Annotated in this window: 23 protein-coding genes; 14 read left to right on the forward strand and 9 right to left on the reverse strand. The window is 37.7% G+C overall.

The window, feature by feature from the left end; translation table 11 throughout:
- The first annotated feature begins 209 nt into the window (after positions 1-209).
- The 13 genes from MTP09_RS05690 to MTP09_RS05750 all read left to right on the forward strand — a co-directional run bounded on the left by MTP09_RS05690 (position 210) and on the right by MTP09_RS05750 (position 19,171).
- Positions 210-2,006, forward strand: coding sequence for a hypothetical protein (locus MTP09_RS05690; RefSeq protein ID WP_243551072.1), 1,797 nt, complete (start codon positions 210-212; stop codon positions 2,004-2,006).
- Between the two features lie 66 nt (positions 2,007-2,072).
- Positions 2,073-2,957 (forward strand): AraC family transcriptional regulator, encoded by an 885-nt coding sequence (locus MTP09_RS05695; RefSeq protein ID WP_243551073.1) that lies wholly within the window; start codon positions 2,073-2,075, stop codon positions 2,955-2,957.
- Positions 2,958-3,155: 198 nt separating this feature from the next.
- A complete protein-coding gene (locus MTP09_RS05700) occupies positions 3,156-4,895 on the forward strand; it encodes an APC family permease (protein ID WP_243551074.1) in 1,740 nt (579 codons plus the stop codon).
- A 5-nt stretch (positions 4,896-4,900) separates the two neighbouring features.
- Entirely contained in the window at positions 4,901-5,101 is a 201-nt protein-coding gene (locus MTP09_RS05705) for a hypothetical protein (RefSeq protein WP_243551076.1), read from the forward strand.
- A gap of 20 nt (positions 5,102-5,121) precedes the next feature.
- Complete coding sequence (locus tag MTP09_RS05710; RefSeq protein WP_243551078.1) at positions 5,122-5,727, forward strand: mechanosensitive ion channel family protein; 606 nt, start codon at positions 5,122-5,124, stop codon at positions 5,725-5,727.
- Between the two features lie 67 nt (positions 5,728-5,794).
- A complete protein-coding gene (locus tag MTP09_RS05715) occupies positions 5,795-7,099 on the forward strand; it encodes a KamA family radical SAM protein (protein ID WP_243551080.1) in 1,305 nt (434 codons plus the stop codon).
- A gap of 26 nt (positions 7,100-7,125) precedes the next feature.
- The gene (locus tag MTP09_RS05720; protein ID WP_243551082.1) at positions 7,126-7,971 is read left to right on the forward strand and encodes a mechanosensitive ion channel family protein; all 846 of its coding nucleotides are present in this window, start codon (positions 7,126-7,128) and stop codon (positions 7,969-7,971) included.
- 32 nt (positions 7,972-8,003) lie between these two features.
- Positions 8,004-9,281: a DUF389 domain-containing protein gene (locus MTP09_RS05725; RefSeq protein WP_243551084.1), complete on the forward strand. Its 1,278-nt coding sequence runs from the start codon at positions 8,004-8,006 to the stop codon at positions 9,279-9,281.
- Positions 9,282-9,681: 400 nt separating this feature from the next.
- Positions 9,682-11,772 carry an HsdM family class I SAM-dependent methyltransferase gene (locus MTP09_RS05730; RefSeq protein WP_243551086.1) on the forward strand — a complete coding sequence of 697 codons (2,091 nt, stop codon included), beginning with the start codon at positions 9,682-9,684 and terminating at the stop codon, positions 11,770-11,772.
- Positions 11,769-13,112 carry a restriction endonuclease subunit S gene (locus MTP09_RS05735; protein WP_243551088.1) on the forward strand — a complete coding sequence of 448 codons (1,344 nt, stop codon included), beginning with the start codon at positions 11,769-11,771 and terminating at the stop codon, positions 13,110-13,112. Before MTP09_RS05730 ends, MTP09_RS05735 begins: the two co-directional genes overlap by 4 nt.
- A 234-nt stretch (positions 13,113-13,346) precedes the next feature.
- Positions 13,347-14,297, forward strand: a complete 951-nt coding sequence (locus tag MTP09_RS05740; protein WP_243551091.1) for an Abi family protein — start codon at positions 13,347-13,349, stop codon at positions 14,295-14,297.
- Positions 14,298-14,304: 7 nt separating this feature from the next.
- Positions 14,305-17,580 carry a DEAD/DEAH box helicase family protein gene (locus MTP09_RS05745; protein ID WP_243551093.1) on the forward strand — a complete coding sequence of 1,092 codons (3,276 nt, stop codon included), beginning with the start codon at positions 14,305-14,307 and terminating at the stop codon, positions 17,578-17,580.
- Between the two features lie 1,165 nt (positions 17,581-18,745).
- Entirely contained in the window at positions 18,746-19,171 is a 426-nt protein-coding gene (locus MTP09_RS05750; RefSeq protein WP_243551095.1) for a DUF6943 family protein, read from the forward strand.
- A 264-nt stretch (positions 19,172-19,435) separates the two neighbouring features.
- On the opposite strand, the gene MTP09_RS05755 is transcribed toward MTP09_RS05750, so the two are convergent.
- The 4 genes from MTP09_RS05755 to MTP09_RS05770 form a co-directional block, all read right to left on the reverse strand.
- Entirely contained in the window at positions 19,436-19,726 is a 291-nt protein-coding gene (locus MTP09_RS05755; RefSeq protein WP_243551097.1) for a hypothetical protein, read from the reverse strand.
- Positions 19,707-19,979: a hypothetical protein gene (locus MTP09_RS05760; RefSeq protein ID WP_243551099.1), complete on the reverse strand. Its 273-nt coding sequence runs from the start codon at positions 19,977-19,979 to the stop codon at positions 19,707-19,709. Before MTP09_RS05760 ends, MTP09_RS05755 begins: the two co-directional genes overlap by 20 nt.
- A gap of 12 nt (positions 19,980-19,991) precedes the next feature.
- The gene (locus MTP09_RS05765) at positions 19,992-20,444 is read right to left on the reverse strand and encodes a DUF5675 family protein (RefSeq protein ID WP_243551101.1); all 453 of its coding nucleotides are present in this window, start codon (positions 20,442-20,444) and stop codon (positions 19,992-19,994) included.
- A gap of 79 nt (positions 20,445-20,523) precedes the next feature.
- Entirely contained in the window at positions 20,524-21,327 is an 804-nt protein-coding gene (locus MTP09_RS05770; RefSeq protein WP_243551103.1) for a hypothetical protein, read from the reverse strand.
- A gap of 108 nt (positions 21,328-21,435) precedes the next feature.
- Between MTP09_RS05770 and MTP09_RS05775 the strand changes: the two genes are divergently transcribed.
- Complete coding sequence (locus MTP09_RS05775) at positions 21,436-21,993, forward strand: thermonuclease family protein (protein ID WP_243551105.1); 558 nt, start codon at positions 21,436-21,438, stop codon at positions 21,991-21,993.
- A gap of 749 nt (positions 21,994-22,742) precedes the next feature.
- On the opposite strand, the gene MTP09_RS05780 is transcribed toward MTP09_RS05775, so the two are convergent.
- From MTP09_RS05780 to MTP09_RS05800, 5 genes are all read right to left on the reverse strand, one after another.
- Positions 22,743-23,159, reverse strand: a complete 417-nt coding sequence (locus MTP09_RS05780; protein ID WP_243551108.1) for a hypothetical protein — start codon at positions 23,157-23,159, stop codon at positions 22,743-22,745.
- Positions 23,160-23,434: 275 nt separating this feature from the next.
- Complete coding sequence (locus MTP09_RS05785; RefSeq protein WP_243551110.1) at positions 23,435-23,932, reverse strand: hypothetical protein; 498 nt, start codon at positions 23,930-23,932, stop codon at positions 23,435-23,437.
- 166 nt (positions 23,933-24,098) lie between these two features.
- A complete protein-coding gene (locus MTP09_RS05790; RefSeq protein WP_243551112.1) occupies positions 24,099-25,019 on the reverse strand; it encodes an urea transporter in 921 nt (306 codons plus the stop codon).
- Entirely contained in the window at positions 25,019-26,029 is a 1,011-nt protein-coding gene (locus tag MTP09_RS05795) for a hypothetical protein (protein WP_243551114.1), read from the reverse strand. Before MTP09_RS05795 ends, MTP09_RS05790 begins: the two co-directional genes overlap by 1 nt.
- Complete coding sequence (locus MTP09_RS05800; protein ID WP_243551116.1) at positions 26,026-26,277, reverse strand: hypothetical protein; 252 nt, start codon at positions 26,275-26,277, stop codon at positions 26,026-26,028. The genes MTP09_RS05795 and MTP09_RS05800 overlap by 4 nt, the downstream gene beginning before the upstream one ends.
- Between the last annotated feature and the right edge of the window lie 5 nt (positions 26,278-26,282).

Consider the following 26,282-nt stretch of genomic DNA (forward strand, 5'->3'; position numbering starts at 1 on the left):
ACTGACTTATTTCAGCCCTGCATTGTATTACCTTATTCTGCTTTTTTATTATATTTACATTTTTAACAAATTTTTAATATTGTTAAATTTTGATAATTGCTACTCCCAATATTATTGAATCTGAAAAATATATTATTACGATTTTACGCAGCAATAGGGGATGTGAAGCATTTTGTTAAAATTAACTTACTTAATTTTTTTATTCAAAAATGACCTTAGAAGACTTGTATTATGATGATATAATTACCACAAGAACTTACAATGCTTGTAAGGGAGAAGGTATGTCTACTGCAAAGGATGTATTTGAATATTTTAAAACTAAGGGTTCTTTTCGCAATCTGCGAAATTGTGGTAAAAAATCCTATAATGAACTTAGAGAAGTTTGTGAAATTTTTCAAAGAAACAATGAAGAATCAACCGATGTCATATTAGAGGAAATTGAATCAAACAATGGTATGTCAGATATCTTGTCAACTACAATACAAGAAATTTACGAATCTGATGAAATTAGTGTCAGAACTTATAATGTGTGCTACTATAATGACTTGCTTACAATTAAGGATATTGTTAATTATTTTGGAAAAAACAGTGGTTTTCACCTGCTTAGAAACTGTGGCCTAAAAACTAGAACAGAATTACATTCAATTTACCAAAAAGCAGCACCATTTCTTTATCAAAATACTAATGATAACATTAACAAAGAATTTGTACCAACGGAATTTAATAGAACAGAGCGGGAAATCGCAACAAACATTATAAGATTCGAATTTGAAAGTCTTTCAGTTAGAACACAAAATGTGCTAAATCGTTATCTTGATGGTAATCTATCATTCAATAATATAGAGAAAAATGTTTTGCTTGTAAGTAATAAGAAATTATTTGAGCTTGATAATCTTGGTCAAAAATCTTGGCAGGAATTAATTAATTTTAAAGAGAAAATTCAAAGCCTGATTTCCGATTTGAAAACCGTGAATAATGATCAGGAATTAATGAATTTAAAAAATTCTTATTTCCTGAAAACTAAATTTTCCAGCATCTTAATACCAGAAGATATACTAAACAGCCAATCTTTATTTAAAATAATACATTATTTGATAAATGAAAATTTTTTTGATAGTTCAAATGAAAATTTTATTCTAAAACACTGCCTTCAAGTTTTTGTTGGCATACCTCGATATAATTTAACTGAAGCAGCTGAAAAACTAAATATTACAAGAGAGCGTGTTCGACAAATAAGAGAAACATTAATTGATAAACTTGTAGAGAAATTTGCTTTTGTAGGAAACATTTATGATCGCTATGTTCTGAAGTTAAGAGAAGAGTCAACCGATAACTTTCTCTTTATAAATAATGAAGATGTTGATATAATTAATCTGAAAAATTGTACAAATTTTACTGCAGAATTTATTTTGTTCATTATATATTTAAGTACAGATGATCACTATAAAATTGTTGGTGACATAAACGATGTATTATTAGTAAAAGATTTTAAAAGACGCGGCTGCTTCAATTGGAAAAATTTTTATTTATTAGATAAAGATCTTTCTCACAAATTCAAAACAGAAAAATTTGTTGAAGACATAGAAAAAAGGATCAATGAAAGATTAAATGATGACTATTCACTAATTTTCAAAAGTTATCTCTCAAATTTTGTTTATGATTCTGATTTTACAACCCTTGAAAGAATCTTACCTTTTGCGGAATTCATATTAAATCGTGAATTCGATTTGTTTTTGGATTCCGAAGATCGGATAACATTTAAACGAAATACATTCAAACAGGTTTACGAATATTCCTTTGAAGCTCTTGAAGAAATCGGAGGACCCGCAACAGTATCAGAAATATATCTAAAAGTAAAAGAATTATACCCTCATTACGAGACTAGTGAAGCGGGTATTAGAGCTTCTATGAAAAGAAAAGATGGCTTTGTTTCCGTTAGTAGAACTAGTACATTCGGTCTTAAAAAATGGGAAAAAGAGTTGTTAGGATTTAAAGGGACACGATAACGTTGAAATATACCATAAATAATTTCGTGGTATATTTTATGTTTGTAGTGTAATTTAACATAACGGATGAAAGATAGCGCTACACCGAAGAAATACACGATAAAAAACATAAAGAAGTCGCAGCATAATGCGGTAGATTTCAATTTTTATACTTTTGAACACTTCCTGAAGGATGCGGAACACCTTACCAAATCGCACCGCCACGACTTTTATACTTTTATACTTACAGTGGACGGTATCGGTTCGCATATTATTGATTTTGAAGAATATGAAATCAAACCGCGCCGGCTTTTCTTTATTAATTATGACCAGATTCATTCCTGGAAAATTGGTGGTCCTATTCAGGGTAAAATAATCCTTTTTTCAAAGTCTTTCTATAACCTCATTTATACAGGAAACAGCGATATCAGAAGCGATACCGCATTAGAAAACCTTCCGACTTATGTGGATATTCCCGAAGACCGGTTTCCGTCCTGGCTTTCAATATGTGAGAATATTGAATATGAGTTTACAAGATCGGAGAAATTTTCAGAAGAAGTAATCTGCCTTTTTCTTAAAACCTGCGTCCTGAAAATGGAGCGAATTGCAGATGACTTCAGATCTGAAAATAATGAGGCAGACCATAAAAGCAATGTGGTAGATGAGTTTAAAATACTGGTCAACAAAAATTTCCGCGAACTGAAAACCACGAAAGATTACGCTGAACGGCTGTCCATAACGCCTAATTACCTCAATGCGCTGGTGAAGGAAAGTCTTGGCAAATCTGCAGGAACGGTCATCAAAAACCGTGTTATTCTTGAGGCAAAAAGGTTGCTCTCTCATTCCGATCTTACGGTTCGGCAAATCTCACTGGAACTGGGGTTTACCGACAATTCGCACTTCGGTAAATATTTTAAAAACGTTACAGCAGTCACACCAGACACTTTTAGAAAAAATTCAATTAACAATTAATTCAGATACTTATGAATAACAACAACTTAAAGACAAAATCAAAAAACAAGACCCATTTCTTTTATAGGAAGAAACCTGAAAGTCTTAAACTAAGACACACCGGCATTTCAACGTTGGTGGATTTGAGTTTTGATGCGTTCGCACTTATTACCATTAAGCAAATCGAATCAGAGAAGCAGAAAGAAAAAAATGTAAGAAATGGCAAAGTCCGTTCATAAAAAATTAAACGAACTGCAGTCTACCGCAATCAGTGGTAACGACATCAGTTCAAGTTGCCTTTATGTATCGGCATTAACGATTATGTATGCTGGGCAATTCGCTTGGGTTTCGCTGCTTATAGTGGCGGTGGTGCTTTTTCTGTTCAGGAAAATCTATGGTGAAGTGGTAGGTGCGCTTCCTTTAAATGGGGGTGCATACAATGTGCTGCTCAATACTTCTTCTAAAAAAGTGGCTTCTGTGGCGGCGGCACTCACGGTGTTGTCGTATATGGCAACGGCGGTTATTTCCGCTTCCGAGGCAATGCATTATCTGGATCATTTAATTCCAGTAAATGTGATGTTGGCAACCGTTGTGGTATTGGGTATTTTCACTGTGCTGACCATAATCGGAATTTCAGAATCGGCATTAGTAGCCGTCATCATTTTCATTACGCATTTGGCTTCATTGAGTCTTTTGCTGATTACTGGGTTGGTTTTTATTTTAGGACACGGTTTGGATGTTTTTCAAATCAACTGGAGTTTACCGGTGAAAGGCGGAAGTTTGCTGATGGCACTGTTTCTTGGTTTTTCTGCAGCGATGCTCGGTATTTCGGGTTTTGAAAGTTCGGCCAATTTTGTGGAAGAACAGGAACACGGTGTATTTCCAAAAACACTGCGGAACATGTGGGGTGTTGTAAGTTTCTTCAATCCTGTAATGGCTTTGCTCATCATATTTATTATGCCGGTATCAGAAGTGGCTGAAAACAGTTCGGCATTGTTGGCACATTTAGGAAGCAAAACAGGCGGCAACTGGTTGGGAACCATTATTTCTATTGATGCGGTATTGGTATTATGTGGGGCAGTGCTTACTTCTTTTGTGGGTGTTTTAGGGTTGATAAACCGGATGACTTTGGACAGGATCCTGCCCAATTACTTCCTGAAAACCAATAAAAAAGGATCTTTTTACAGAATTTCCATCGCATTTTTACTGTTGTGTATATCTGTGCTTTTTGCAACTAAGGGGAATATTCCGGCATTGGCAGGCGTTTACACATTCTCATTTCTTTCCGTGATGGCATTGTTCGGTATCGGAAATCTTTTACTGAAAATTAAGCGTAAAAAACTGCCCCGTCCTGAGGTGGCACCCGTATTCAATGTCCTTATTGCGGTTTCCTTTGTGCTGATAGCGTTTTTGGGAAATATATTGCTCAATAAAGATTCATTCTACACATTCCTGCAATATCTGGTTCCTGCTTTAGTTGTGGTTGGGATAATGCTCAATAGGACGACCTTGATTTCCGCAATCATTTCGGGTCTCGAAGCATTGTCGCGGCCTTTCAGAAAATTCTTTGCTAAATCCAACAGATATTTGCACCGGCTGAACCGTAAAATCCATTCGCAGGAATTTGTATTCTTTACCAAAAAAGACAGCGTAGCAATTTTGAACAAAGTTATGCAGTATGTGCAGGACAACGAAACCACCAAAAAACTCAAAGTAGTCAATGTCTATAAAATTGGAGAAGACAACATCCAGTTAAAACACGACCTTGAAGTGCTGGACAGGGCATATCCCGCCATAGATATTGAATTTATTGAAATACCGGGCGACTTCACACCGGAACTGATAGACCAACTCTCAAAACACTGGAATATCCCGAAAAACTTTATGTTCATTGCCTCACCAAGCAACAGGTTCAGTTACCGCGTGGCAGATTTGGGCGGCGTTAGATTAATAATGTAAGAATTATGAAAGAAATAGAATTTGGTTTCCGCGAGTTTCTCAATTACAAACTCTTCAGCATAGGAAAAGAAAATATTGAAGTTTCTTCCATCATTTTCCTAATAATTTTTGTGATCATCCTTAATCTTGTCATCAAACTGATACGCAAACTGATTTACCGTTCCCAAAACTGGACGACAGCAAGAAGTTCACCATTTTCAGTCTGATTAAATATGTCCTGTATGTATTGGGCTTCATCCTGGGAATGAATATGATTGGCATTAATGTCTCGGTATTGATGGGTGCTTCCGCAGCACTTCTGGTAGGTATCGGTTTAGGGTTGCAGAATATTTTCAGCGATTTTGTTTCCGGCTTTGTCTTGCTTTTGGATTCCAGCATCAAAGTAGGCGATGTGATTGAGGTGGATAAACTGGTCTGTCAGGTAAAAGAAATCAATCTGAGAACCACTACTGTTTTAACGAGAGATGATAAATACATCATATTGCCCAACACAACACTCACCAAAAACCATGTCATCAACTGGACGCATACCGACCTCAATTCAAGGTTTGATATTCAGGTGGGCGTTTCATATAATTCGGATGTAAAAACCGTAATGGAAATTTTGAAAACCGAAACGCTCTCGCATCACCGCGTTTCCAAATCGCCTGAACCGTTCGTGAGATTTAATGATTATGCCGATTCTGCACTGATTTTCAATGTCTATTTCTGGTCAGCAGATCCGTTTCGGGTTGAGAATTTAAAAAGCGAATTGCGGATAAAATTTTTTGAAGCCTTCGGCAAACATGGTATTGAAATTCCGTTCCCGCAACGGGTAATCCATAATGTCTGAGGTCGCTTTAGGGCCTCATTCAGAATAAAATTCAAGATTTAATTATTAACACCCTAAATCACATACTATGGAAAATACAATTACTGAAAAACCAACCTATAAATCTTTTGCATTACACAACTTCAGGAAAATTCCGCAGATGGAACAGCTGCCTGAAGAATTGAAAAAGGAGATTGAAGTGGTTGGAAGCGTTCTGCCTTTCAAAGCCAATAATTATGTGGTGGATGAGCTGATTAATTGGGATAATGTTCCGGATGATCCAATTTACACACTTACTTTTCCAAAGAGAGAAATGCTTATTCCTCAACATTACCGCCGCATTGAAAAACTGATTGATGAAGGCGCCTCAAAAATGCAGATTAAGGAAGAAGCCAATAAAATTCGTGCAGAACTGAATCCACATCCGGCCGGACAGTTAGAACACAATGTCCCGATGATTGAAGGGCAAAAACTTACCGGAATGCAGCACAAATACCGTGAAACCGTTCTGTTTTTCCCAAGTCAGGGACAAACTTGCCACGCGTATTGTACATTCTGTTTCCGCTGGCCACAGTTTGTGGGAATGGACGAATGGAAATTTGCAATGAAAGAAACCGAACTGCTGGTAAAATACCTAAAAGAACATCCCGAAGTTACCGACATTCTCTTCACCGGTGGTGATCCGATGATTATGAAAAACAAAATTTTTTCAACCTATATTGATGCACTTCTGGATGCCGACTTACCAAATCTGCAAACAATTAGAATTGGTACTAAAGCATTGGCGTATTGGCCGTATAAATTCCTTACCGATGACGATGCGCAGCAAACGCTTCATACATTTCGCAAGATTGCTCACAAAGGAATTAATCTGGCAATTATGGCGCACTTCAACCACCCCGTGGAAATGTCCACCGATGCCGCGAAAGAGGCCATAAAAGAAATCCGGAAAACAGGAGCGCAAATCCGCACACAGTCACCGCTGATGAAGCATATCAACGACAGCGCAGAAATCTGGGCAGAAATGTGGCGCGAACAGGTCAACCAAAACTGTATTCCTTACTATATGTTTTTGGCAAGAGATACCGGCGCACAGCATTATTTCAAAGTTTCCCTTGTGGATGCCTGGGAAATCTTCCGCAATGCATATCAGCAGATCAGCGGAGTTTGTCGTACCGTTCGTGGTCCGAGTATGAGCGCTGATCCCGGAAAGGTGCAGATTCTGGGTGTTTCTGAAGTTAATGACCAAAAAGTGCTTTCGCTGCGATTCCTTCAGGGCAGAGATCCCGACTGGATCGGAAAACCGTTTTTTGCAGAGTATGACGAGGAAACTTATTGGCTTGATGAACTGAAGCCTGCTTTCGGAGAAGAAAAGTTTTTCTTTGAAAATTAATCTTTGAAACTTAATATGATTATACAATGGAAACCAACAAACTTTTACAGTCCTTTCAGGAAAGTTGGAACAGTTTTATAGATCGCATTCCTGAATTTCTGGTGGCCATTCTCATTATTGCCATCGGGGTTTTTGTGGCCAATAAAGTTTCAGATTTTGCACGCAGCACCATCCGGGGAAAGTCAAAAGACCCGCTGATGACCAATTTTCTGGTGAAAGCCATTAAACTTGTTTTTATTACGGTAGTGATTATGTTTGCCCTCAAAATTGCAGGTTTGGACGGTATTGCGACCGGACTTCTCACGGCGGCAGGTGCTTCGGCGGTTATTCTGGGTTTTGCCTTCAAAGATGTGGGCGAGAATTTTATTTCCGGTATTATTCTTTCGTTTAACAGACCTTTCAATCTGAATGACACGGTAAGCATCGGCGATATTTTCGGAAAAGTAAAGGCAATGGAATTCCGCTATACCAAACTCAAAACCTTTGACGGGAAGGATGTCTACATCCCCAACAGCGATGTTATCAAAAAACCGGTGTTCAACTTTACCGAAGACGGTTACTTCAGAATGGACTTTATGGTCGGTATTGCTTATGAAAATGATATTGACCAAGCCAAAAAAATTATTCTGGACACGATGAATCAACACCGTTTGGCATTGCAGGATATTGACCGCCAACCGTTTGTAATGACGGACGAACTGGCGACCAATTCTGTAAACATTAAAGTCCATTTTTGGGTTGAAGCCGAAGATTACCGCCGGGATGCGCTGATGATTCGCAGCGAAATGATAGACCAGGTGAAAATCAATCTGTTGTCCAATGGTATTTCTATGCCGGCAAATATTCAGGAACTGAAATGGTATAAAAAATAATGCATTAAATTTGTGATTATTTCAGTAGCGATATGAACAAACTTTTCAACCTGCACAACGGCGAAGAAGACAAAGCAAAAGTCCTTGAAAATGTCCGCAACAGCATCTCTTTTTCGGGTTCCAATTTCTGGATTTTGGCTTGTGCCATTATGGTGGCTTCCGTGGGGCTTAATGTCAATTCTACGGCAGTAGTCATTGGTGCGATGTTAATTTCACCGTTAATGGGCCCAATCGTTGGTGCCGGCTTCGCTTTGGGAATGTATGATTTCAGTCTGCTCCGAAAATCGCTCAAAAATCTGCTGATTTCTACTTTGGTAGGCCTTGGCGTTTCGTTTATTTATTTTTTACTTTCTCCTTTCAAAGAAGCCCAAAGTGAAATCCTGTCCCGAACCGCACCCAATATTTATGATGTAATTATTGCTTTTTTTGGTGGTTTGGTTGGTGTAATTGCGGTAACGCGTGTAGAGAAAGGAAATCCTATTCCGGGAGTGGCCATTGCCACGGCTTTGATGCCGCCGCTCTGCACCGCAGGTTATGGTTTGGCAACCGGCAAATTCGGTTATTTTGCTGGAGCAATGTTTCTTTACACGATTAACTGTGTGTTTATCTGTATTGCTACCTTCATTATCGTAAAATATCTTAAATATCCTGCCGCAGAATTGGTGGACAAGAAGAAAGAAACCAGAGTCCGCAACTGGATTTCTATTATTACGCTGCTAATGATTATTCCGAGTGTATTTTTTGCTTACCGTTTTATTCAGCAGCAAAGGTTTTACGAAAAAGTGTCGCATTATGTCACCAAAGAATTTGAGGAAAAAGGCAACACCATCGTTTACCGCAAGACCTCTTATACCACAAATCCGAGACGGATTGAACTGGCGTTTCTGACCCGTAAATTCACTTCGGAAGAGATTAAAGAAGAAGAGCAAAAACTGTCTGAATACGGTATCACCAATACAAGGCTCATCATCCGGCAGGACAGTGCTTTTCTCGCTCAGGCCACCAAAATTCAGAATAATGAAGTTTCAAATGATGCCACTAAAATTGCGGCAGAACTTAATGCCAAAATAGACCGTTATGTGTTCAAGACCGATAATCTATATTCCGAAGCCAAAGCCATCGTTCCCGGCCTCAAATCACTTTCCGCATCCAAACAGGAAATACTTTCAGATAAAGACAGTGCGGTTGTAATTCCCGTGGCAATGTATGAAAGCGAAAACAATCTTACTGATGCCCAAAACAAAACTTTGCAGAATTGGCTCAAAGCCCGCCTGAAAGTGGATACTATAGAAATTTATAAGCGTCACTGATTTTCTTTGTTTTACCTTATTATTTGAAAGTAAGTAAAGTAAGTAACTTTCAGCAAAAGAAAATTTTATTTTTTTTGTACAAAAATTTTCTACTAAATACAGTGTATTTCAAAGCATATAAAAATTTAGTCGTTTTACTTTACCTTTAATTTCATTGTTTTAAATAGTTTTTTTTCATTCTGTTTTTCTGAAAAAGTTTTTTCATAAACCTTACTTACTTTACTTACTTTTTTATTTCTTCTTTCCGTTGCCTTATTTTTCTTTGCAAAATATTCCCGCTCATTTTCATTATTTTACGCCTTACACTGCAATTCCTCTTCCCCAATCTGCTTTGTTTTTCCTATCTTTGGATTCCTTTTTTTATCCTTAAACTAATCTCAATCAACTCAAAATCAACCGTATGAGTATAAACATTATGAAGTATGAAAGCGATGTTTGGAAAACCGCCGACCTCCTTATCGGTGCCGGCATCAAACAGAGCGACTTCCCCAAATTTATGATGCCCTATTTCGCACTGCTGATGGTGGAAAGCCGCCTGATTCGTGAAGCGGATAAACTTGCGGAAGACATCGGGAAAGACGATATGGAAGATTTTATCGAGATGTTTAAACTCGAAGGTTTGGGCTATAATGATTATGTGGTTCGCAAAGGAAAAACATTGAAAGACATCTGCAAAAACGATACAACTTTCGATGCTGATTTTGATTCTTACCTAAAATCTTTCGATTTAGAAACACAGTATTTGTTAGGCGTTGATAAGAGTAATGAAGAAGAAAAATTTCTTGATATCTCAGGAACAAACGGAGTTTTGAAGAAAAAAAGGATTTTATTTGCTACAGTGCAGGCGTGGAGTGAAATAGACCTTACACCGTTCAACAACTCCGAAATTACGACGCTTGAAGAACACATCAAAAGAAAATGGGCAGATATTTCTGCGGAAACTGCCGGAGAGCAATATACACCCGATGATATTATTTCCCTGATTTCCGAACTCATTGCCGCACGTATTGAAGATAACGGTCAGTTCCTCACCATTTACGATGCAACCTGTGGCGGTGGAAACTTACTTTTTGGGGTAGAAGACAAAATTCAGGAAACCACAAGCAGACCTACTGCAACTTTCGGGCAGGAATGGAACGATACACTCTATGCATTGGCTAAAATTGAAAGCCGCTTCCGTAGAGATACACAGATTGAATACGGAAACACCCTTACAGAAACCGGTAAATTTTTCGATAAATCTTTTAACGTCGCTGTGGCAAATCCGCCGTATGGTGTTGACTGGAAAGGTTATGAAAAAGAAATCCGTAAAGATGAAACCGGGCGTTTCGTGGCACTCCCTTCCATTTCAGACGGGCAGTTCCTCTTTACCCAGCACATTCTCTCCAAACTGAATGAAGAAGACGGGTTTGCTGTTATCGTTCACAACGGTTCCACGCTTTTCAGTGGCGACGCCGGAAGTGGCGAAAGCAACATCCGTAAACATTTCTTCGATAAAGATTGGGTAGAAGCCATTATTCAGATGCCGACTGATGAATTCTTCAACACCGGCATTTACACTTACCTTTGGGTATTCAACAAAAACAAACCGGCAGAAAGAAAAGACAAAGTCATCCTGATCAACGGCAGCGATTTTTGGGAACCCCTTAAAAAAAGCAAAGGTAAAAAGCGCCGCCAGATGAATCCCGAAAACCGCAAAACCATTGTAGAAGCGTTTCTGAATTTTGAAGATTCCGAATATGCCCGTGTCTTTGATAAATGGGAGTTTTATTACAACAAACAGGCAATTACGCTTACTGCCGTAGATTTCGAGGGAAAAGCCTTGCAGATGCCTGATAAAATAAACCGCAATGGCGATGTAGTGGAAGAAAAAGCCATAAAATTGCAGGTGAAAACCGTTGCCATTCTCGATACGCTGAATAAAGAACGCGCAAAATCCTACAACGCCAGAACGCAGTTTGAGGTGGATGCCGAAAAATATCCTACACTGGAAGATTTCTACAACGGCTATTTCAAAAACTGGATTGCTGATTTCGATTATACTGATGATGCTTTTGTCTTGATTGATGAAGATGGTATTGCTTATGATTACGACAAAAAGCGCGAAACCATTGTAAAGACGGGAAAAAGTCAGGAAAAAGAGTTTTTAGGCAATGGCAAAATTCTCATAAAATCCAAATACAGCAAAGCCACCAAAACAAAACCGGAGCAGATAGAGGTGTGGGCAGAATTGGTGAAAGACCGCCAGAAAGACTACGAAATCATCCCATATTCGCCGGTTGAAGAGCAAAACAGCCAGAACATTGCAGATTTTATGGCAAAATATGTTACCAAACCTTTTGAATATTTGGAAAATACGGTAGGTGTAGAACTGAACTTCAACAAAGTCTTCTACAAACCGGAAGAACTGCCCGAAATTGAGGAACTGCAGGCCAATCTTTTGGCACTGGATGTGGAATTAGAGGAACTTGAAAAGGAGTTGGAGGTATGAGATATGCAGAATATAAAAAAGTTGACATAGATTGGGTTAACGAAATTCCTAGGCATTGGGAAACAAAGATGTTTAAAGGAATTAGTTATATGAAAGGTAGAATTGGTTGGCAAGGTCTGAAGTTTTCCGAATTTTCAGACGATGTGAATTTACCTTATCTAATTACAGGAATGAATTTTAAAGATGGTAAAATAAGATGGAATGAAGTTTATCATATTTCTGAAGAAAGATATAATGAAGCGCCTGAAATTCAACTTCAAGAAAATGATATTCTAATGACAAAAGATGGAACAATAGGTAAACTTTTGTTTGTGGAAAATCTACCAGGGAAAGCATCATTAAATAGTCATTTACTTTTGTTAAGACCATTGATGAAATCTTATTTTCCAAAATTTTTATATTATGAACTTCAAAGTTCTGTTTTTCTTGGTCACATAGAGTATTTTAAATATGGAACTACTTTCTATGGGTTATCGCAAGAATCAATGGGAAAGTTCGTAACTGTTCTTCCACCACTTAAAGAACAACAATCCATCGCCCATTATCTTGAACGCAAAACCGCAGCCATAGACCGCAAAACTGAAATCCTGCAGCACAAAATCGATACCTACCGCCAACTGCGCAAAGCCATCATCAATAACGCCGTTACCAAAGGTTTAAATCCAAATGCAGAAATGAAAGATTCTGAAATTGGTTTAAAAGTTCCGGCGCATTGGTTACACAAAAGGTTAAAGGATATTGGCAATTTATACAGCGGTCTATCAGGCAAAAGTGGTGACGACTTTAATCAGGATGATAATGTTGATAATAAAGGTTTTATACCGTTTACCAATATTGCTAACAATATCTATTTAGATAAAAATCATTTGGGAACTGTAGTAGTTTATCCGGGCGAGAATCAGAACGAAGTGAAGAAAGGAGATTTATTTTTTCTGATGAGTTCAGAAGGTTACGAAGATATTGGTAAAACGGCTGTTTTGGCTAATGATATTCCGGAAACTTACTTAAACAGTTTTTGTAAAGGGTTCAGAATTAATCTTGTTAAATATAATCCTAACTTTTTAAATTATCTCTTACTGTCAGATTTTTACCGCAAAAGAATGACTGTGGAGGGAAAAGGTTTTACAAGAATAAATCTAAAAATGGAAAAGGTTTCCAATTTTCAAGTTTTTATTCCTAAAGACAAAAAAGAACAGTCCGAAATTGCTGAATACCTCGATAAAAAAACCGCAACCATAGACCGTATTGTTGCCAATCTGCAGGAGCAAATTGCAACTTTAAAAAACCTGCGCAAAACCCTTATCAATGATGCCGTTACCGGTAAAATAAAAGTGGTGTAGCATTGTCTTTGCTGTATGTTTTAAGGCTTTTACTTACGGCATATCGCAGAAAATTAAAGCAATTATTTGTCTTTTTGTTTGGTAATATGATACAATTGTAATATATTTGCTTCACAATCAGTGCTTCACATTTTAGGAAGTATTTTAGAACAGAAAGTTTTTTAACTAAAGATAATACACCCTCCTTGCCTCTTAACAATGCACACTTGGAGGGTCTTCTCTTTTTATAGGCCAATGGGTAAAAAAGTATACAGCAAACCGCCGCTGCCTTTTGCAGACCAAGTTCAACTCCTTATGAGTCGTGGGCTCGCGGTTCCCGACCGGCAAAAAGCAGCCACCGTACTTTCCCAGATAAGTTATTTCAGATTAAGTGCTTATTTCCTGCCTTACCAAAACCAAAAAGACATCTTCAACCTGGGCACAACCTTCGATTTGGTTCTGAAAACCTATGGTTTCGATAGAGAACTTCGGCTCTTTGTTTTTGATTGTATTGAGCGTATTGAGGTGGCCATCAGAACACAGTTTATTTATCAGTTGGCAACCAAATACAATAATGCGCATTGGCAGGACGACAGAAATATTTTTATTACACCCTTCCGCGACAGATTCGGCAATACTATCGACCCGTTTCAGTCTTTTCAGGACATTATACAGAAAGCCAAAACGCACCATAAGCCGGAAGTGTTTATAAAACATTATACCGATAATTATGGTAATCCGCAAAATCCGCCTTCGTGGATGTGTTTTGAATTGCTTACCATCGGCGAACTCTCCAACCTTTACAAAGGACTTTGGGAAAAAGATGATAAAAGAATAATTGCAGACTGCTTTAATCTGCATCACACGGTTTTTCAGTCGTGGCTGCACTCGCTTACCTATGTCCGAAATATCTGTGCACACCACGCCCGTTTATGGAATCGTGATCTGGCTATTGAACCTGCCTTACTTTTGAAACCGAGAGGGAATTGGGTGGGCAGCCAATACAGCAATAATAAGAGAACTTTTTATTTTCTTTGTATCTTAAAATATTTGATGGATGCTTCCGGGCAGCATAATGATTTTACCGCCCGGTTGAATGATTTGCTTTCCCGGTATAGTATGGTGCCTGTAGAATTCCTCGGAATTCCGTCAGACGGAAACGGGAATTTGCTGGACTGGAATTCCGAACCATTATTTAAAAACTGATGAAACTATGAACGAACTCGACCTTCAGGAAAAATATTTAATCAACTTCCTCTGCGAAAGAACTGATGGACTGCGCTACCGTGAAGCAAAAGCTAATACGGTTTCTCCATCTTTCTTCATTACCGAAGACCTGAAATTGTTCATTTCAGAAACATCGCTCAATAAAGTCAATTATAAAAAACTGCTCAAAAAATTCAGTTCCGAAAAAGAACTGATGGATGCTTTTACCGCTTTTCTGGATGATAAGATAAAATCATCTATGAATATGGCGGTGTTTTTCAATACCTATAAATCGGTAACCTTTGAAGGGATTAAACTGCATCTTTTTTATCCGAGTGGCAGTGTCCTTAAAGAAGACCAAAGATTTGAAGAAAATATTTTTACCGTCGTTCAGGAACTGCCTTATACCTATCGTCACGACGGCAAACAGAAATATGCGTTCCGTCCCGACCTTACTTTTTTCATCAACGGTATTTTCTTCTCTTACAGCGAACTGAAAAGTAATTGGAACAGTCAGACTGCTTCTAAAAATGGTCGTCATAAAGTGATGAAAGATTATCTCTCGGCTGCCCAGGAATATTTGATTGTTGCTGATAAAAATGACCTTTCGCAATCCATAAGAAAAAATTTCCTGCATATCTTCGAAAAAGCAGTGCACATTACAGCAACAGATCTTGCAGAAACTTTTGTTATCAGAAACCTGTCATCATTGTTTGACGAAATTAAACAGGCCGTAAATGATGGCAGTTATGATTTTACCGATTACGAAAAAAAACTGTTGAAAGAATTCAAACCTTATCCTGTAAGAATTCGTGAAGCCAGTAAAATTGAAAAGTTTGAAGAAGTCTTCCGCACGCTCTATGATAAGAAAATGATAGAAAAAGAAATCCTGTATTATAATTTCATTGAGCGTGAACTCATTAAAAAAGAAGGCAGCAAAACCAAAGAATACAAGCATAACGACGGTAAACTCATTTCTCCAAGGCCTAAACAGAAATTTGGTACCGATAAGGTTGTTTCAAAGATTGATGAGTTTTTGGCGCACGAATCAGACCCCGAATATTTCATTAAGAAACTCGAAAAAGAACTCCAGAATAAAGGATTGGGAACAGCGCAGATTCAGGAACTGATAAATAAACGCCTGAAATATCAGAACAACAAAAATGTGTATTCACTCTTGTTGCAGTATGCCGCAGGTTTTGGTAAAAGTAACATCATTGGTTGGCTTGCTTTACAGTTAAAGGACTTGCGCCGTGGCGAAGAGTTTATTTACGACAAAGTTATGTTGGTGGTAGACCGTCTGCAGTTGCGCGACCAGTTGGATACCAAAATGCATAATATGAACATTCAGAAATCAATGTTCATTGAAGCGTCAGACCGTAAATCCTTTATAGAAGCATTAAATTCCGAAAAAAGAATTGTGGTGGTAAACCTTCAGAAGTTTACAGGAATAGACAGTATTTTGGATTCTACGGCCATAGAAAGACTTTCAACATTAAGAATTGCTTTCCTGATTGACGAAATACACCGTAGCAACAGCGGAACCCAGCACGAAGAAATGATTAGCGTGTTTGATGAATTGCAGAGCACTTTCGATAACAGCAAGGAATATCAGAAAAAACATAAAAAGAAAAATCTGATTGTAGGTTTTACAGCCACTCCAAGCGACCATACTTTGGCACGGTTCGGAGAATTCAATAAATATGCGGAAGCGGAAAAAATTTGGATTCCTTTTGACAGTTATACCATGAAGGAAGCTATTGAAGACGGTTACATCCTGAATCCAATTAAAGGCATCGTTCCGGTTTCAGCAAAAATGTATTTTGAAGTGCCCGAAAACGAATTGGAAGGGTTTGAAGGCGACACAGGTTATGAATATGAAGAAATTCCGGAAGGCACCAACACCGGCTTTGGAATGGATGGTAAAAAATACGCTATCCGAAAAAGGAAAATCTACGAGAATCCTGACCGTATTGATGCCATTTCAAAATTCATTGTAGAACGTTTGGTTTCTACAGTATATCATAACATTCGCGGAACGGCAAAAGCAATGCTGGCAGCCGCAAGTATTCCTGCAGCAATCAGATACAAAAAAGCCATATCAAAATACTATGCAGAGATAGTTGAAAATCCTAAATATGATAGGTTCTCTGAAGCACCGGTTTACATTATTTATTCCGACAGTCAGGAATATGCAAGTTGCAGTTCTTTAAACGGTGGAATTAATGAAGAACGTGTACTGCAGAATTTCAAAACCTCCAAAAACGGAATCATTATCGTGGTTGATAAATTGCAGACCGGTTTTGATGAACAGAAACTGCATACATTATTTCTGGATAAGGAAATCAGAGGTATAAATGCCATACAGACCATTTCAAGGGTAAACCGAACAACCAAATATAAAAACGACTGTAAGATTATCGATTTTTCTTACAAGAATGTGAATGTAAAGAACATCAAGGACGCTTTCGAACATTTCAGCAATGTGGTGGTTTCAGATTTTGACCCGTTGGGAGATGAAGAAAAACTGGAGATGCTTTACAAAGATTTGCGTACCGATGAACTTTTTAAAAAATTCTTTCCGATATTTTCAGCATATCACACCGGCGACCACGACATTAAACTGATTATGCAGATTGAGGAGGGCTTTGATGATTTTATCAGAAGTCAAAAAGTAGACGCAAAAAAAATAAAATCCAAAATCCTTAAATATTTCAAAATCATTAATCTGATAGAATTTGTGATTGAATTGGATGCCAAATACTCTGAAAGTTTATTCCTTGAATTTTGGCAGCGGTATAACGTGATTTACAATCAGATTAACCGCACCGATGAAATCATTGATGATGTGGAAATCTATTTTGATAACCGTATTGGTATTGTCGCTCCTAAAGAGTATGAGCAGAAGGAAAAAAAGAAAGTGGTTGCGGAAGACAGGGATAATTACGGAGAAGGTAACAAATACCGCTTCAATATTCTAAAAGTCATTGAAAAACGAAATCAGGAAGAAGAAGCCATTGCAGAACTCATTGCAGATTTTGAACAGAAAATCAGTCAGTTTTTTGAATTTATAAAATCTGATGACAATGGCAAGCGTCTTATTGCAAAAATTAATGATACCGGTTCTGCTTTCTCACAGGATGAGATTACTGCCGATTTCTCCAAATTATACCGCCGCTTCACAATTAAGAATAAGCAGTTGGGAGATTTCTTCCTCCGCGAAATCAAAGACATCCTGTACCAGTTATATGATGATTTCGAAAGGGATTTGAAAAAGCAATAATTTGTATAAACACCGCTCTGCCACAGCAAGTTACATAATCGAAATTATACGCGCAGCAGCCGCAAACGGGGACTTCCTCCATAATGTCGGTGTGCCAAACCGCTGAAAAGCCAACCGCTATACACCGCCAAAATTCCGTCAGAAAGCCAACGGCGCCTATAATTTGAGATTATGTAAAATGCTTTCCTTGCAACGGGCGAAGCCCTTTTGCGCCAACGCCTTCCAGCCGCCAGTGCAGTTATAATTTACGCGGTCAGTCCTCCAATTGAAAACCTACAAATCCCCTCCACCCCAAAATAGGATGCAGAAAAATGGTGCAGAGAGTTTCGGGATTTGCCAGTGGCTCCAGTATATTGCCATTGCATAAAGGAGAGTTTATTTTTCATAGGTTTTTATGCAATGGCAAAACACTTCCACCACCGCGTACAGCAATATTCCAGGCAGAAGAAAATTGCTTTCTCCTTTCCAGGATTCTCAGCACACACCACAAAAACTTTAGTTTCATAGGCTAAGAGTTGTAGTGTGTTTGTGGCGCGTGCTGGAAATTCCCAAGCAAAGCATTTTCTTTCCGCCCTCCATACCGCTGTCTTTCCAACCACTTTCTCATTCAGGTATTCTTATAAAGATTTTCGTTGGTTGAGCGGAGCCGAAACCACCATTTTTCTGCGAGTCTGTTTCCCCGGACTGCCAACGCTCGTCCAAGTTCCTCCGGTATATAGCCGCCTTTCCCTTCTGGGATTTTTTGAACCCATTCATTCCAGGCGTCTATACACCTCCGTCACCGCGCACAGTCATATGCCGTTGCTGCGAGCCCTCGCACCGTCATATCACTGTTTTTTCCATTGCTTCCCATCGGCTTGAAAGTGAAAGCAAATAGAAAAGCAGTTTTGAATTGAAGATTTTTTTTGGTCTTATTTAGAAGATATCGGATAAGAAAAAATAAAAAAAAAAGAAAGTAAAGTTCTGTTGTCAGGAAAATGCGCTGACAATATCAAGCCCTACAGGGTTTTTCGGAAAAAGTTTTGTGGCGCTTAAATTTAGCCCCAAAATTTTTCCGAAAAAATATTGCATCGCATTTTCCTTCCACACGGGCGGAGCACTTTCTTTTTTTCTTTTTTTTCTTTTGAAAAATTTTCAGCGGAGCAAAATTTTTTAAACCAAAATTATGCTTACACACAAAGTACGCACTTACTCAGTGCACCGCGAAACGCCGAAAATGGCTCTTTACATCCTGAACCGTGGCAGAAATGCCGGAAAACCCCTGCAGGAACCTTGCCCGAACTGCTTTATCCTGTACTGCAGAACCACGGAAGAAGTGGAAACCTATTATTGGACTTTTTACGCCTTTTGGAAGCACGGCTTTTTTCATCCGCACCTTTGCGGATCGGTCATCGAAATGCTTCGCCTCTGCGACCTCAAAACGCTGATGCGGAACTTCATCCAGCCTGCCTTTGAAAAGTCCTGCCAATCGCCCGAAATGATGCTCAAAATCAAGGCAACTTGGGAATTGGAGCAGAAAATCACACAGCAGGCAGCAGCAGTCCAAGAACTGCGAAACTCTTTAGTCCGACGTTATTACCTTACCGTTTAATTTTAGAAAACTTCCTTCGGGAAGTTTTTTTTGATCCAAAATTTTCGAAATCCAACACCAAAAAACACCGCTGACCAGCCGCCGGATGCCAACCCCAAAAAAACTGCACTATAATTCGACTTCATTTCACCATCGTAAGCAGGATAAGGCATACATATTTCGCCCTTTTAAACGAACGGGTGCAATCCGATGAAATAAGCGGAAGCAAACGAAAAAAACCGTCCGGATGGACGGTTTGCCTTGATTCTTCCAGGAAGATAACTGCTATTTAACTTCCTGATTTCCAGAATTTTCGCCGGATTCAGTATCCGATTTTCGGGATTTTTCGCCGTACTCTTCCGCGCTGACTGCCGTCTGACTGACCGCGCCAATTATAGAACCGCCCAAAAGCAGGTAGCCACCAATGGTAACAATTCCAGCAGGAAGCGCCACCGGAGCAGCGACCAGAACACCGCCAACTGCGGAGAGAGCCAGTCCCAGATTTCGCACTATCCTGAACCATTTTGGTGTTGGGGATTCTATTCTGCTGATAAGGTTAAGATTTCTCTGTTTCATGATCTTGATTTTTAAATTGGTTTAACTCTAGTTTTGATACCCTTTGTTCCAGAAAATCGACTTTCTGATTCAGAAGGTCGTAACTGTTTTTGAATTCTGTCTTGATGAGCAAAGCCATCGTCTTGACTTCGGTAATGTCCTTTTCCATACTCTTAAAATCGCTGTGCAACTGCCGTATGAAATAGGCAACAATCGCCAAAAGCACGGAACTGACAGAGCCAAACAAAACATTTAATGTGATTTCGGTTTGCATAATGGATGATTTTTAAAACTGAAAATTATTTTCAATACTGATTCCGGAATTTCCTGAACCCAACACTTTCAAAAGTTTTGGATAGATGATTTTGTAGGCATCTGTTGACTGAAGCACCTGAAAATCGCCATCCTTTTTTATCCAGGAAAGACCGCAAAGCGGACAGCCTGCCGTTTCTCCAATTGTGTTTCCAATATGGATGTAAACCGAATGAAAAGTAGGAAGTCTTTCAATCTCAATCATTCCCTTGTGAATGGCAGGAAATTTCTGCTCATACTTCTCATTCATTCCGCCCCAGGTGTTCAACTTCAATTCAAATGTTCCTGTTGGAATAGCTGTCTGTTTTAAAATTTTTACGGATCTGATTTTGTCCTCCAACAGGAAGCACTGAAAAATGCCGTCAATATACAGATGCGAGAGCGTGCTTTGTTTGCCTTCGGCAACCCTTACGATTCTTGTTCTCATTGTTGATGATTTTTAAAATGAAATTGAAACTTTACAAAAAAAGCCTTCCCGAATTGGGAAGGCCTTAGAAGATTTTATCCTAAAATACCTCCTCAATGCGGAGACAGTTTCCGCTTGAAAACGGATAGTACTTGCCGTTGACTTCCTGATAGAATTCAATACCTATGCACTGAACCACGGAAACCTTATTGTCAAGCACCGGAGCACCGCCTAATTCTGCCGTAATGGTTGCGCCGGGATAATCTGCATTCAGCGGAATATAGTCGGAATAAGACACCACATTCGCCTCGTTGTTTACAGCATCATCCGCGTCATAAGTTCCGGTTGTGGGATTAAATGAAAAGTCAGACAATACCGCGATTGCGTTAAGCAAACGGAAATGAGTGGATCCTGAAGGAGCAGAAACTAAAGCAGACGGAGTGAACGGAGCCACCACCAAATCAGCAGATGTTCTTTCCGGAGTGTGCGTTACATCATAAGGAGCGTTGAAAACGCCGTTGATGGAAACATTCTTGTCAAACTCGAAACCTTCAAGGTACTGTCTTTGTGTGGAGATTTCCACTTTTCTGTAACCTCTCGCTTCGGTTCCGTCCTCCAGATTGATTTTCTTCATGATAGAAGTTAAACGACCGGTTACTTGTGGATCCGTAAATTTTCCCATAAGAGCGGAGAGAGCCGTTCTTAACGATTTACCTACCTTGGCGCAACCGCCAAATTCGTTCATATTTTCGCGTGTTCTTTCGAACTCCGGTGCAGAGTGCACCTGCTGCGCAGTTGGACCGCCGACCATACCGGCGAAAAATCCTTCCTGACCTTTGATTTTAAAATGCCTAACGTCACCGATTGTTCCGACGTATTTCATAAGGCCTTTTTGTCTTGCCATTGTTATAAGCTTTTGAAATTAGAAAAGAGAGAAAAACACTGTTGTCTAGACAGATACAAATTTCATTTATTAACTTTGAAAAAACAATAGTTAAAATACTGTAAATCAATGAAATACAACGCAACAACAGCAAATCGGGAAGTAAGCGAAGGCAGAAATCCCACAGAAGAAAATAGAAAATATTTTACGATTCCCCACAGCCATATCCAGACCTTTTGGATTGTGGAAGAAGTTTTGGACGGGGACAGTTTGAAAGTGAAACAGGAATTCACACAGGAAAGGTGCGAAATTCGGCTTTATGGTTTGGATGCACCGGAAGTACATTTTTCAAGAAAGATGCGCGAGGATGAAGTGAAAAGCGGCATTCCTGCTTCGCTGCTATTGCAATATGGATTGCTTAGTTTGGATTATGTTCTGCAGGTGTGTCCACCCGGAACAAGAATAACTCTGATAACAGAACTGGAAAACAGGACGGATTTTTGGCTTCGCGATTTGGCTTATGTCATTCTGCCTTCCGGCGAATGCCTGAACGAACTCTTAATAAAAAATGGCTTTGCTAAAGCAAGCCATTCATATTATTGTTCATTATTGCCGGAATATCAGACCTTAAATTTCCAGGCAAAACAAAATAAGGCAGGAATCTACCTATTTATCGATGTTTTCTAATTTGTTGCACCTATGTTATACCTTTTGGTGTAGGATAGTAAGAAAATCTAGTGTTTATAATACATCCCAAACAGACTTGTTATAAACCGATGTTATGTGATGTGGCAATTTCGCAGTAATTGGTCAGTTAGATTCAGTTTCAACGGTATTTTTAGTCAGCAACATTTTAAAATTCAGCGTCAAGTTTGTGAAGTCAGACACGAATAATATTCAGAACGTTAAAATTCAAAAATTTTTTCGCAAAGGTTTTTCGAGCGAATTTTTGTCAGCGTTTTTTAATTTCAGAAAGTTATTTTCACGCAGAATTTTTTATTCAACAGCGTAAATTTAAGGCGTTAAATTTTATTTCACGCAGAGATTCCGTTAGTGATGTGGTGTCAGAAATCAGTTTTTTAAGTCAAGTCAGTAATTTATTCAGTCAGTCAAGCAGAAATTGAATTCAGACCTTGTTTTCACGCACATTTCGGTCTGGATTCAGTTTCTATTTAATCACTCAAAATCGTGGAATTTATTTCGAAGCGTGATTTCTGATGCCATATCACATAACGGTAAGGGGCTTTGCGAGGTGCGGGCTACTGCAACTGAAAGTGGAGAGGAGAACGAAACTCTAGCAAAAACTTTTTCCATTTTTTAAAATTACGAAAAAACTAAAAAATGGAAAAGTTTTTTGCGGGTATTTTCTAGAATATTTCTCTGAGATTTCCTTCAACCCCGCATCTTGCAAAACCCATGTTATCTGCAGGCGTTTTTCAGTTTTCTATTATTTCATCAACATTTAAGGCAGTCAAGATTGCAGATATTATATTGCCATTTTTTTCAAATACAATTTCAGCGTCCATGTCGTAAAATTCATTTTCTTTATCAGGAATTATAATATTTACAACCTTATAATTTTCAAATTCAATTTGTGAATTAAGATTTTTCAGTTGATTTATGATAGAGTTCCAATTATTTTCAATTTTCTTAAAATATTCGGTTTGATAAGTTGATATTTCAGTTCCATTTATAGGAAAAAGCAATTCAATATTTTGACCAATATTTGAATTAATATTTCCTTTGAAATTTTTTGTTCCGTCAAATTCAACTAATGAAAACTTTCCAATACTATTAAAAATCGGATTTGCATTTTCGTTTTTTGAAGATTTAAAGATGTCAAATATTCCCATTTTTTATTTTTTAAGATTTCAAAATATTAATTTTTAGTGTCTGTCTTTTGTACACGATTTTTGATACGCTTGCAGATAACGGAAAAAGTATTTGCGAAGGGCGGGCTAAATTTAACTGAAAGTTCAATTTCGACCGAACGAAGCAAATTGCTTTTTCAGATTGTTAAATTACAAAAAAATACAATATGAAAAGCAAGTTGCGACTAAATGCAACTGATAGTTCTATTAAAGATTTAACCCCGCCTTTTGCAAATACTATGTTATACGACGTAATTTTATTTCTTTGTAAATATGCTGTCAACTTTTTTAAAAATTTTCCTTCTTAATTCGTTCTCATTTGAATTCGGCTTTCCTAAAATAAATCCAATCCATTTTGTTGAGTTTTTATTTTCTGTTGATAAATAGATAGAGTCAATATTGGATTGATTATTATTTTGAAAAGCAATTTTTCCATCTATTCTGTCAAGAATATAAATTTCAGATTTTTCAATATTATTTCGGAATTTATCCATTGCATAATCTGACAATTTAGTTCCATCTTCAAATTTTACAATTTGATTTAGTATACCTTTTTTTCTTTGAAAATCAACAAATAGAATTCCATTTTTAGGGATTTTATATTCTATGTTTTGTTTATTATAATCAATATTTTTTTTCTGTCGATAAATTACAATAAAATTATTCACATTGTTAGGAACAGTAAAAATTTCTTTAGGATTTTCCTTTTTACAACCTAAAAATAATATTAAAAATATTACTAAAATTTTATTCAACGTAGTTTTGGTATTATGTCGTATAACGGTTCTCGGCTTGGCGAAGGTGGGGAATTAGAAGTACAAATGTTTATGTTAGTACAAAAGTTGATTAGAATTCCCAATGTTCAAATTTAGCACAAAAGCCCCACTTTTGCCAAACCGATGTTAGCGGTAGTTTTAATTGTCAATGTTGAGTATTTGGGTTAATTGTTTCTTTTTGTATTGATTTACCAAGATATTTCCTAAATAAGAGAGTAATGCAAGATGCCAAAACAAAAGGAAACGTAAGTTGGATAATGTTAAACTTCAGCATTAAGAAGCTAATGGCAAGCGAAAGTAATACGGCAATTAAAACCCAAAATCCGTCTTTAATTTGGTTGCCTGCAAACATAATAGCGCACAATACAGCATTATAACTAAATAGTCCAAGGCTTATGTCGCTAGCAGGTGCAGAGAGGTTGAAGGCAATAACAGCGGATAGCATTGCTCCGGCAAGTCCATATAATGCAGAAATTGGTGAACTAATAAATACTGCGATAAAAAAGAGCATCCCAGAAACTAAACTACCTTGAAAAATTACTTGTCCATAGCCCTTGAAAACAAAAGTAAAATTGTTATCAGTAGAGGCAGTTGCCACTGGTAGTTCTGAAATTATACCTGCGAAATAATTATTAGCAAATAAAAGGATAATCCAAGTTACCAAAACAAAAGGCAGTGTAAAAGCAGGTATTTTTCGTTTTATAAAAAGGTGCTGCAACACAGTTGCTAACGCAGAGCCGATAATAATAATTATCCAACTTATCAAAACTTGTTTTAGAAATAGTATGGCTGCAACACCAACCAATGCCGCACTAAAACCGTAAAGTCCTTTATCAATTACTGATTTTTCATATTTCAGCAGTAAGGCAGTAGTAGTTCCACACACTACTGCTAAAAGCGCAGCAGCACCCATTATAAATGAACCATAGAAAATGCCAATGAGAAAAAGTAATCCTGTAACGGCATTTTCCTGGAGCATTATTTGTCCAAGTCCTTTTAGCACAATAAGCATTGAATAAATGAGCTTTTCGACTACTCCATTTCTTATTTCAAATTTTCTAAGCATTATTTAGCATTGAAAGATGGTTTATTTAAATATAGTTTTTCGATTTCGTATGCTAAAATCTTTAAATCTTGTTTCATCAAAGTAACATATGCTTCCGTTTGGTCTAACATATCGGCTCTATTTTGTAAATCATCAGCCCGATACTGTCCTCCTTTGCCAAAATATACCTCGATCTTCTTATTATTTGAATTTTCTTTCTCACTTGAAATTTGCCCAAAGAGCATCCACTTATCTACTAACAATTTAGCTAATGATTTCTCGTTATTATTAGGGTTTTCATAAGTTAGATAATACCAAATAGAGGACGGAAAATAGTTAGAAACGTCTGAATTTTTCCAAATATCTGTTAGTGCATTGTCATTATGATAGAATTCTATTTTTCTTTTATTGATTAACATCAAAGCACCTAATGTTGCTTCCGTAAGACTAATACCAATTGTTAGACCAGTTGTAATCTTTTCATTAGAACTATTGTTTGATATTACTTCTGTTACGACCGCACCAGCAGCACCTACAATTATTGAACCTATAATCAATCCTTTTTCGGTTTTTCCTTCTCTTTCTTTTAAGTAATATGCAAATTGGTTTGCACGTTCTTCTTCACAGTCAAGTTCACTTGCTAAGGCTGATATTTCAAGAGAAGCAATATTTAATTTTTGATTGATATGTTGCGAATACTCAAGTAAGTCAACCTTCTTTTCTAACGTGGGGTTTGAGCTATAGTCAATTTGTAAATGTGTATATTTTGTTAACACATCAATTAAACCAATGGCATTGGCGATATTAAGCGATTGGTCGGAAAACCTGTTTGTCAGAACTGTATCAAGTTTAAGTTCGTGAAAAGGTTTAGGTACATCGTCTTTGGTATATGGAGAAACAGTCTGCTTATTGCAGTAACTCTTATCGAATTGTAATGCTTGTTGTGAATTTTTGAGTCCTGCACAGGATGTCAAGACTAAATTCATAGCAACGATTGTCCAAATAGCGAAATTCTTTTTTATAATATTCATTTGTCTTTCGGGTCTGTCATTTGTATGTTGTCGTTATGGTGAGTGGTATTGTCTGTAAAAATTACCGCTAACGGGAAAGGGCTTTGCGAGGTGCGGGCTACTGCAAATGAAAGTGGAGAGGAGAACCAATCTCTAGCAAATACCATTTTCATTTTTTCAAATTTACAAAAAAAATGAAATGGTTTTTTGCGGGTATTTTCTACAAATTTTCTGAGATTTCCTTCAACCCCGCATCTTGCAAAACCCATGTTAT

This window comes from Chryseobacterium suipulveris (assembly GCF_022811685.1).
Lineage (GTDB): Bacteria > Bacteroidota > Bacteroidia > Flavobacteriales > Weeksellaceae > Kaistella > Kaistella suipulveris.

Coding starts and splice junctions, on each gene's coding strand:
- MTP09_RS05735 (WP_243551088.1), top strand. CDS start 11,769: ATGAGATATGCAGAATATAAAAAAGTTGACATAGATTGGGTTAACGAA.
- MTP09_RS05795 (WP_243551114.1), bottom strand. CDS start 26,029: ATGAATATTATAAAAAAGAATTTCGCTATTTGGACAATCGTTGCTATG.
- MTP09_RS05755 (WP_243551097.1), bottom strand. CDS start 19,726: ATGAAACAGAGAAATCTTAACCTTATCAGCAGAATAGAATCCCCAACA.
- MTP09_RS05780 (WP_243551108.1), bottom strand. CDS start 23,159: ATGGGAATATTTGACATCTTTAAATCTTCAAAAAACGAAAATGCAAAT.
- MTP09_RS05715 (WP_243551080.1), top strand. CDS start 5,795: ATGGAAAATACAATTACTGAAAAACCAACCTATAAATCTTTTGCATTA.
- MTP09_RS05730 (WP_243551086.1), top strand. CDS start 9,682: ATGAGTATAAACATTATGAAGTATGAAAGCGATGTTTGGAAAACCGCC.
- MTP09_RS05740 (WP_243551091.1), top strand. CDS start 13,347: ATGGGTAAAAAAGTATACAGCAAACCGCCGCTGCCTTTTGCAGACCAA.
- MTP09_RS05690 (WP_243551072.1), top strand. CDS start 210: ATGACCTTAGAAGACTTGTATTATGATGATATAATTACCACAAGAACT.
- MTP09_RS05775 (WP_243551105.1), top strand. CDS start 21,436: ATGAAATACAACGCAACAACAGCAAATCGGGAAGTAAGCGAAGGCAGA.
- MTP09_RS05790 (WP_243551112.1), bottom strand. CDS start 25,019: ATGCTTAGAAAATTTGAAATAAGAAATGGAGTAGTCGAAAAGCTCATT.
- MTP09_RS05750 (WP_243551095.1), top strand. CDS start 18,746: ATGCTTACACACAAAGTACGCACTTACTCAGTGCACCGCGAAACGCCG.
- MTP09_RS05770 (WP_243551103.1), bottom strand. CDS start 21,327: ATGGCAAGACAAAAAGGCCTTATGAAATACGTCGGAACAATCGGTGAC.
- MTP09_RS05765 (WP_243551101.1), bottom strand. CDS start 20,444: ATGAGAACAAGAATCGTAAGGGTTGCCGAAGGCAAACAAAGCACGCTC.
- MTP09_RS05705 (WP_243551076.1), top strand. CDS start 4,901: ATGAAAGAAATAGAATTTGGTTTCCGCGAGTTTCTCAATTACAAACTC.
- MTP09_RS05760 (WP_243551099.1), bottom strand. CDS start 19,979: ATGCAAACCGAAATCACATTAAATGTTTTGTTTGGCTCTGTCAGTTCC.
- MTP09_RS05700 (WP_243551074.1), top strand. CDS start 3,156: ATGGCAAAGTCCGTTCATAAAAAATTAAACGAACTGCAGTCTACCGCA.
- MTP09_RS05695 (WP_243551073.1), top strand. CDS start 2,073: ATGAAAGATAGCGCTACACCGAAGAAATACACGATAAAAAACATAAAG.
- MTP09_RS05800 (WP_243551116.1), bottom strand. CDS start 26,277: ATGGGTTTTGCAAGATGCGGGGTTGAAGGAAATCTCAGAAAATTTGTA.
- MTP09_RS05745 (WP_243551093.1), top strand. CDS start 14,305: ATGAACGAACTCGACCTTCAGGAAAAATATTTAATCAACTTCCTCTGC.
- MTP09_RS05720 (WP_243551082.1), top strand. CDS start 7,126: ATGGAAACCAACAAACTTTTACAGTCCTTTCAGGAAAGTTGGAACAGT.
- MTP09_RS05725 (WP_243551084.1), top strand. CDS start 8,004: ATGAACAAACTTTTCAACCTGCACAACGGCGAAGAAGACAAAGCAAAA.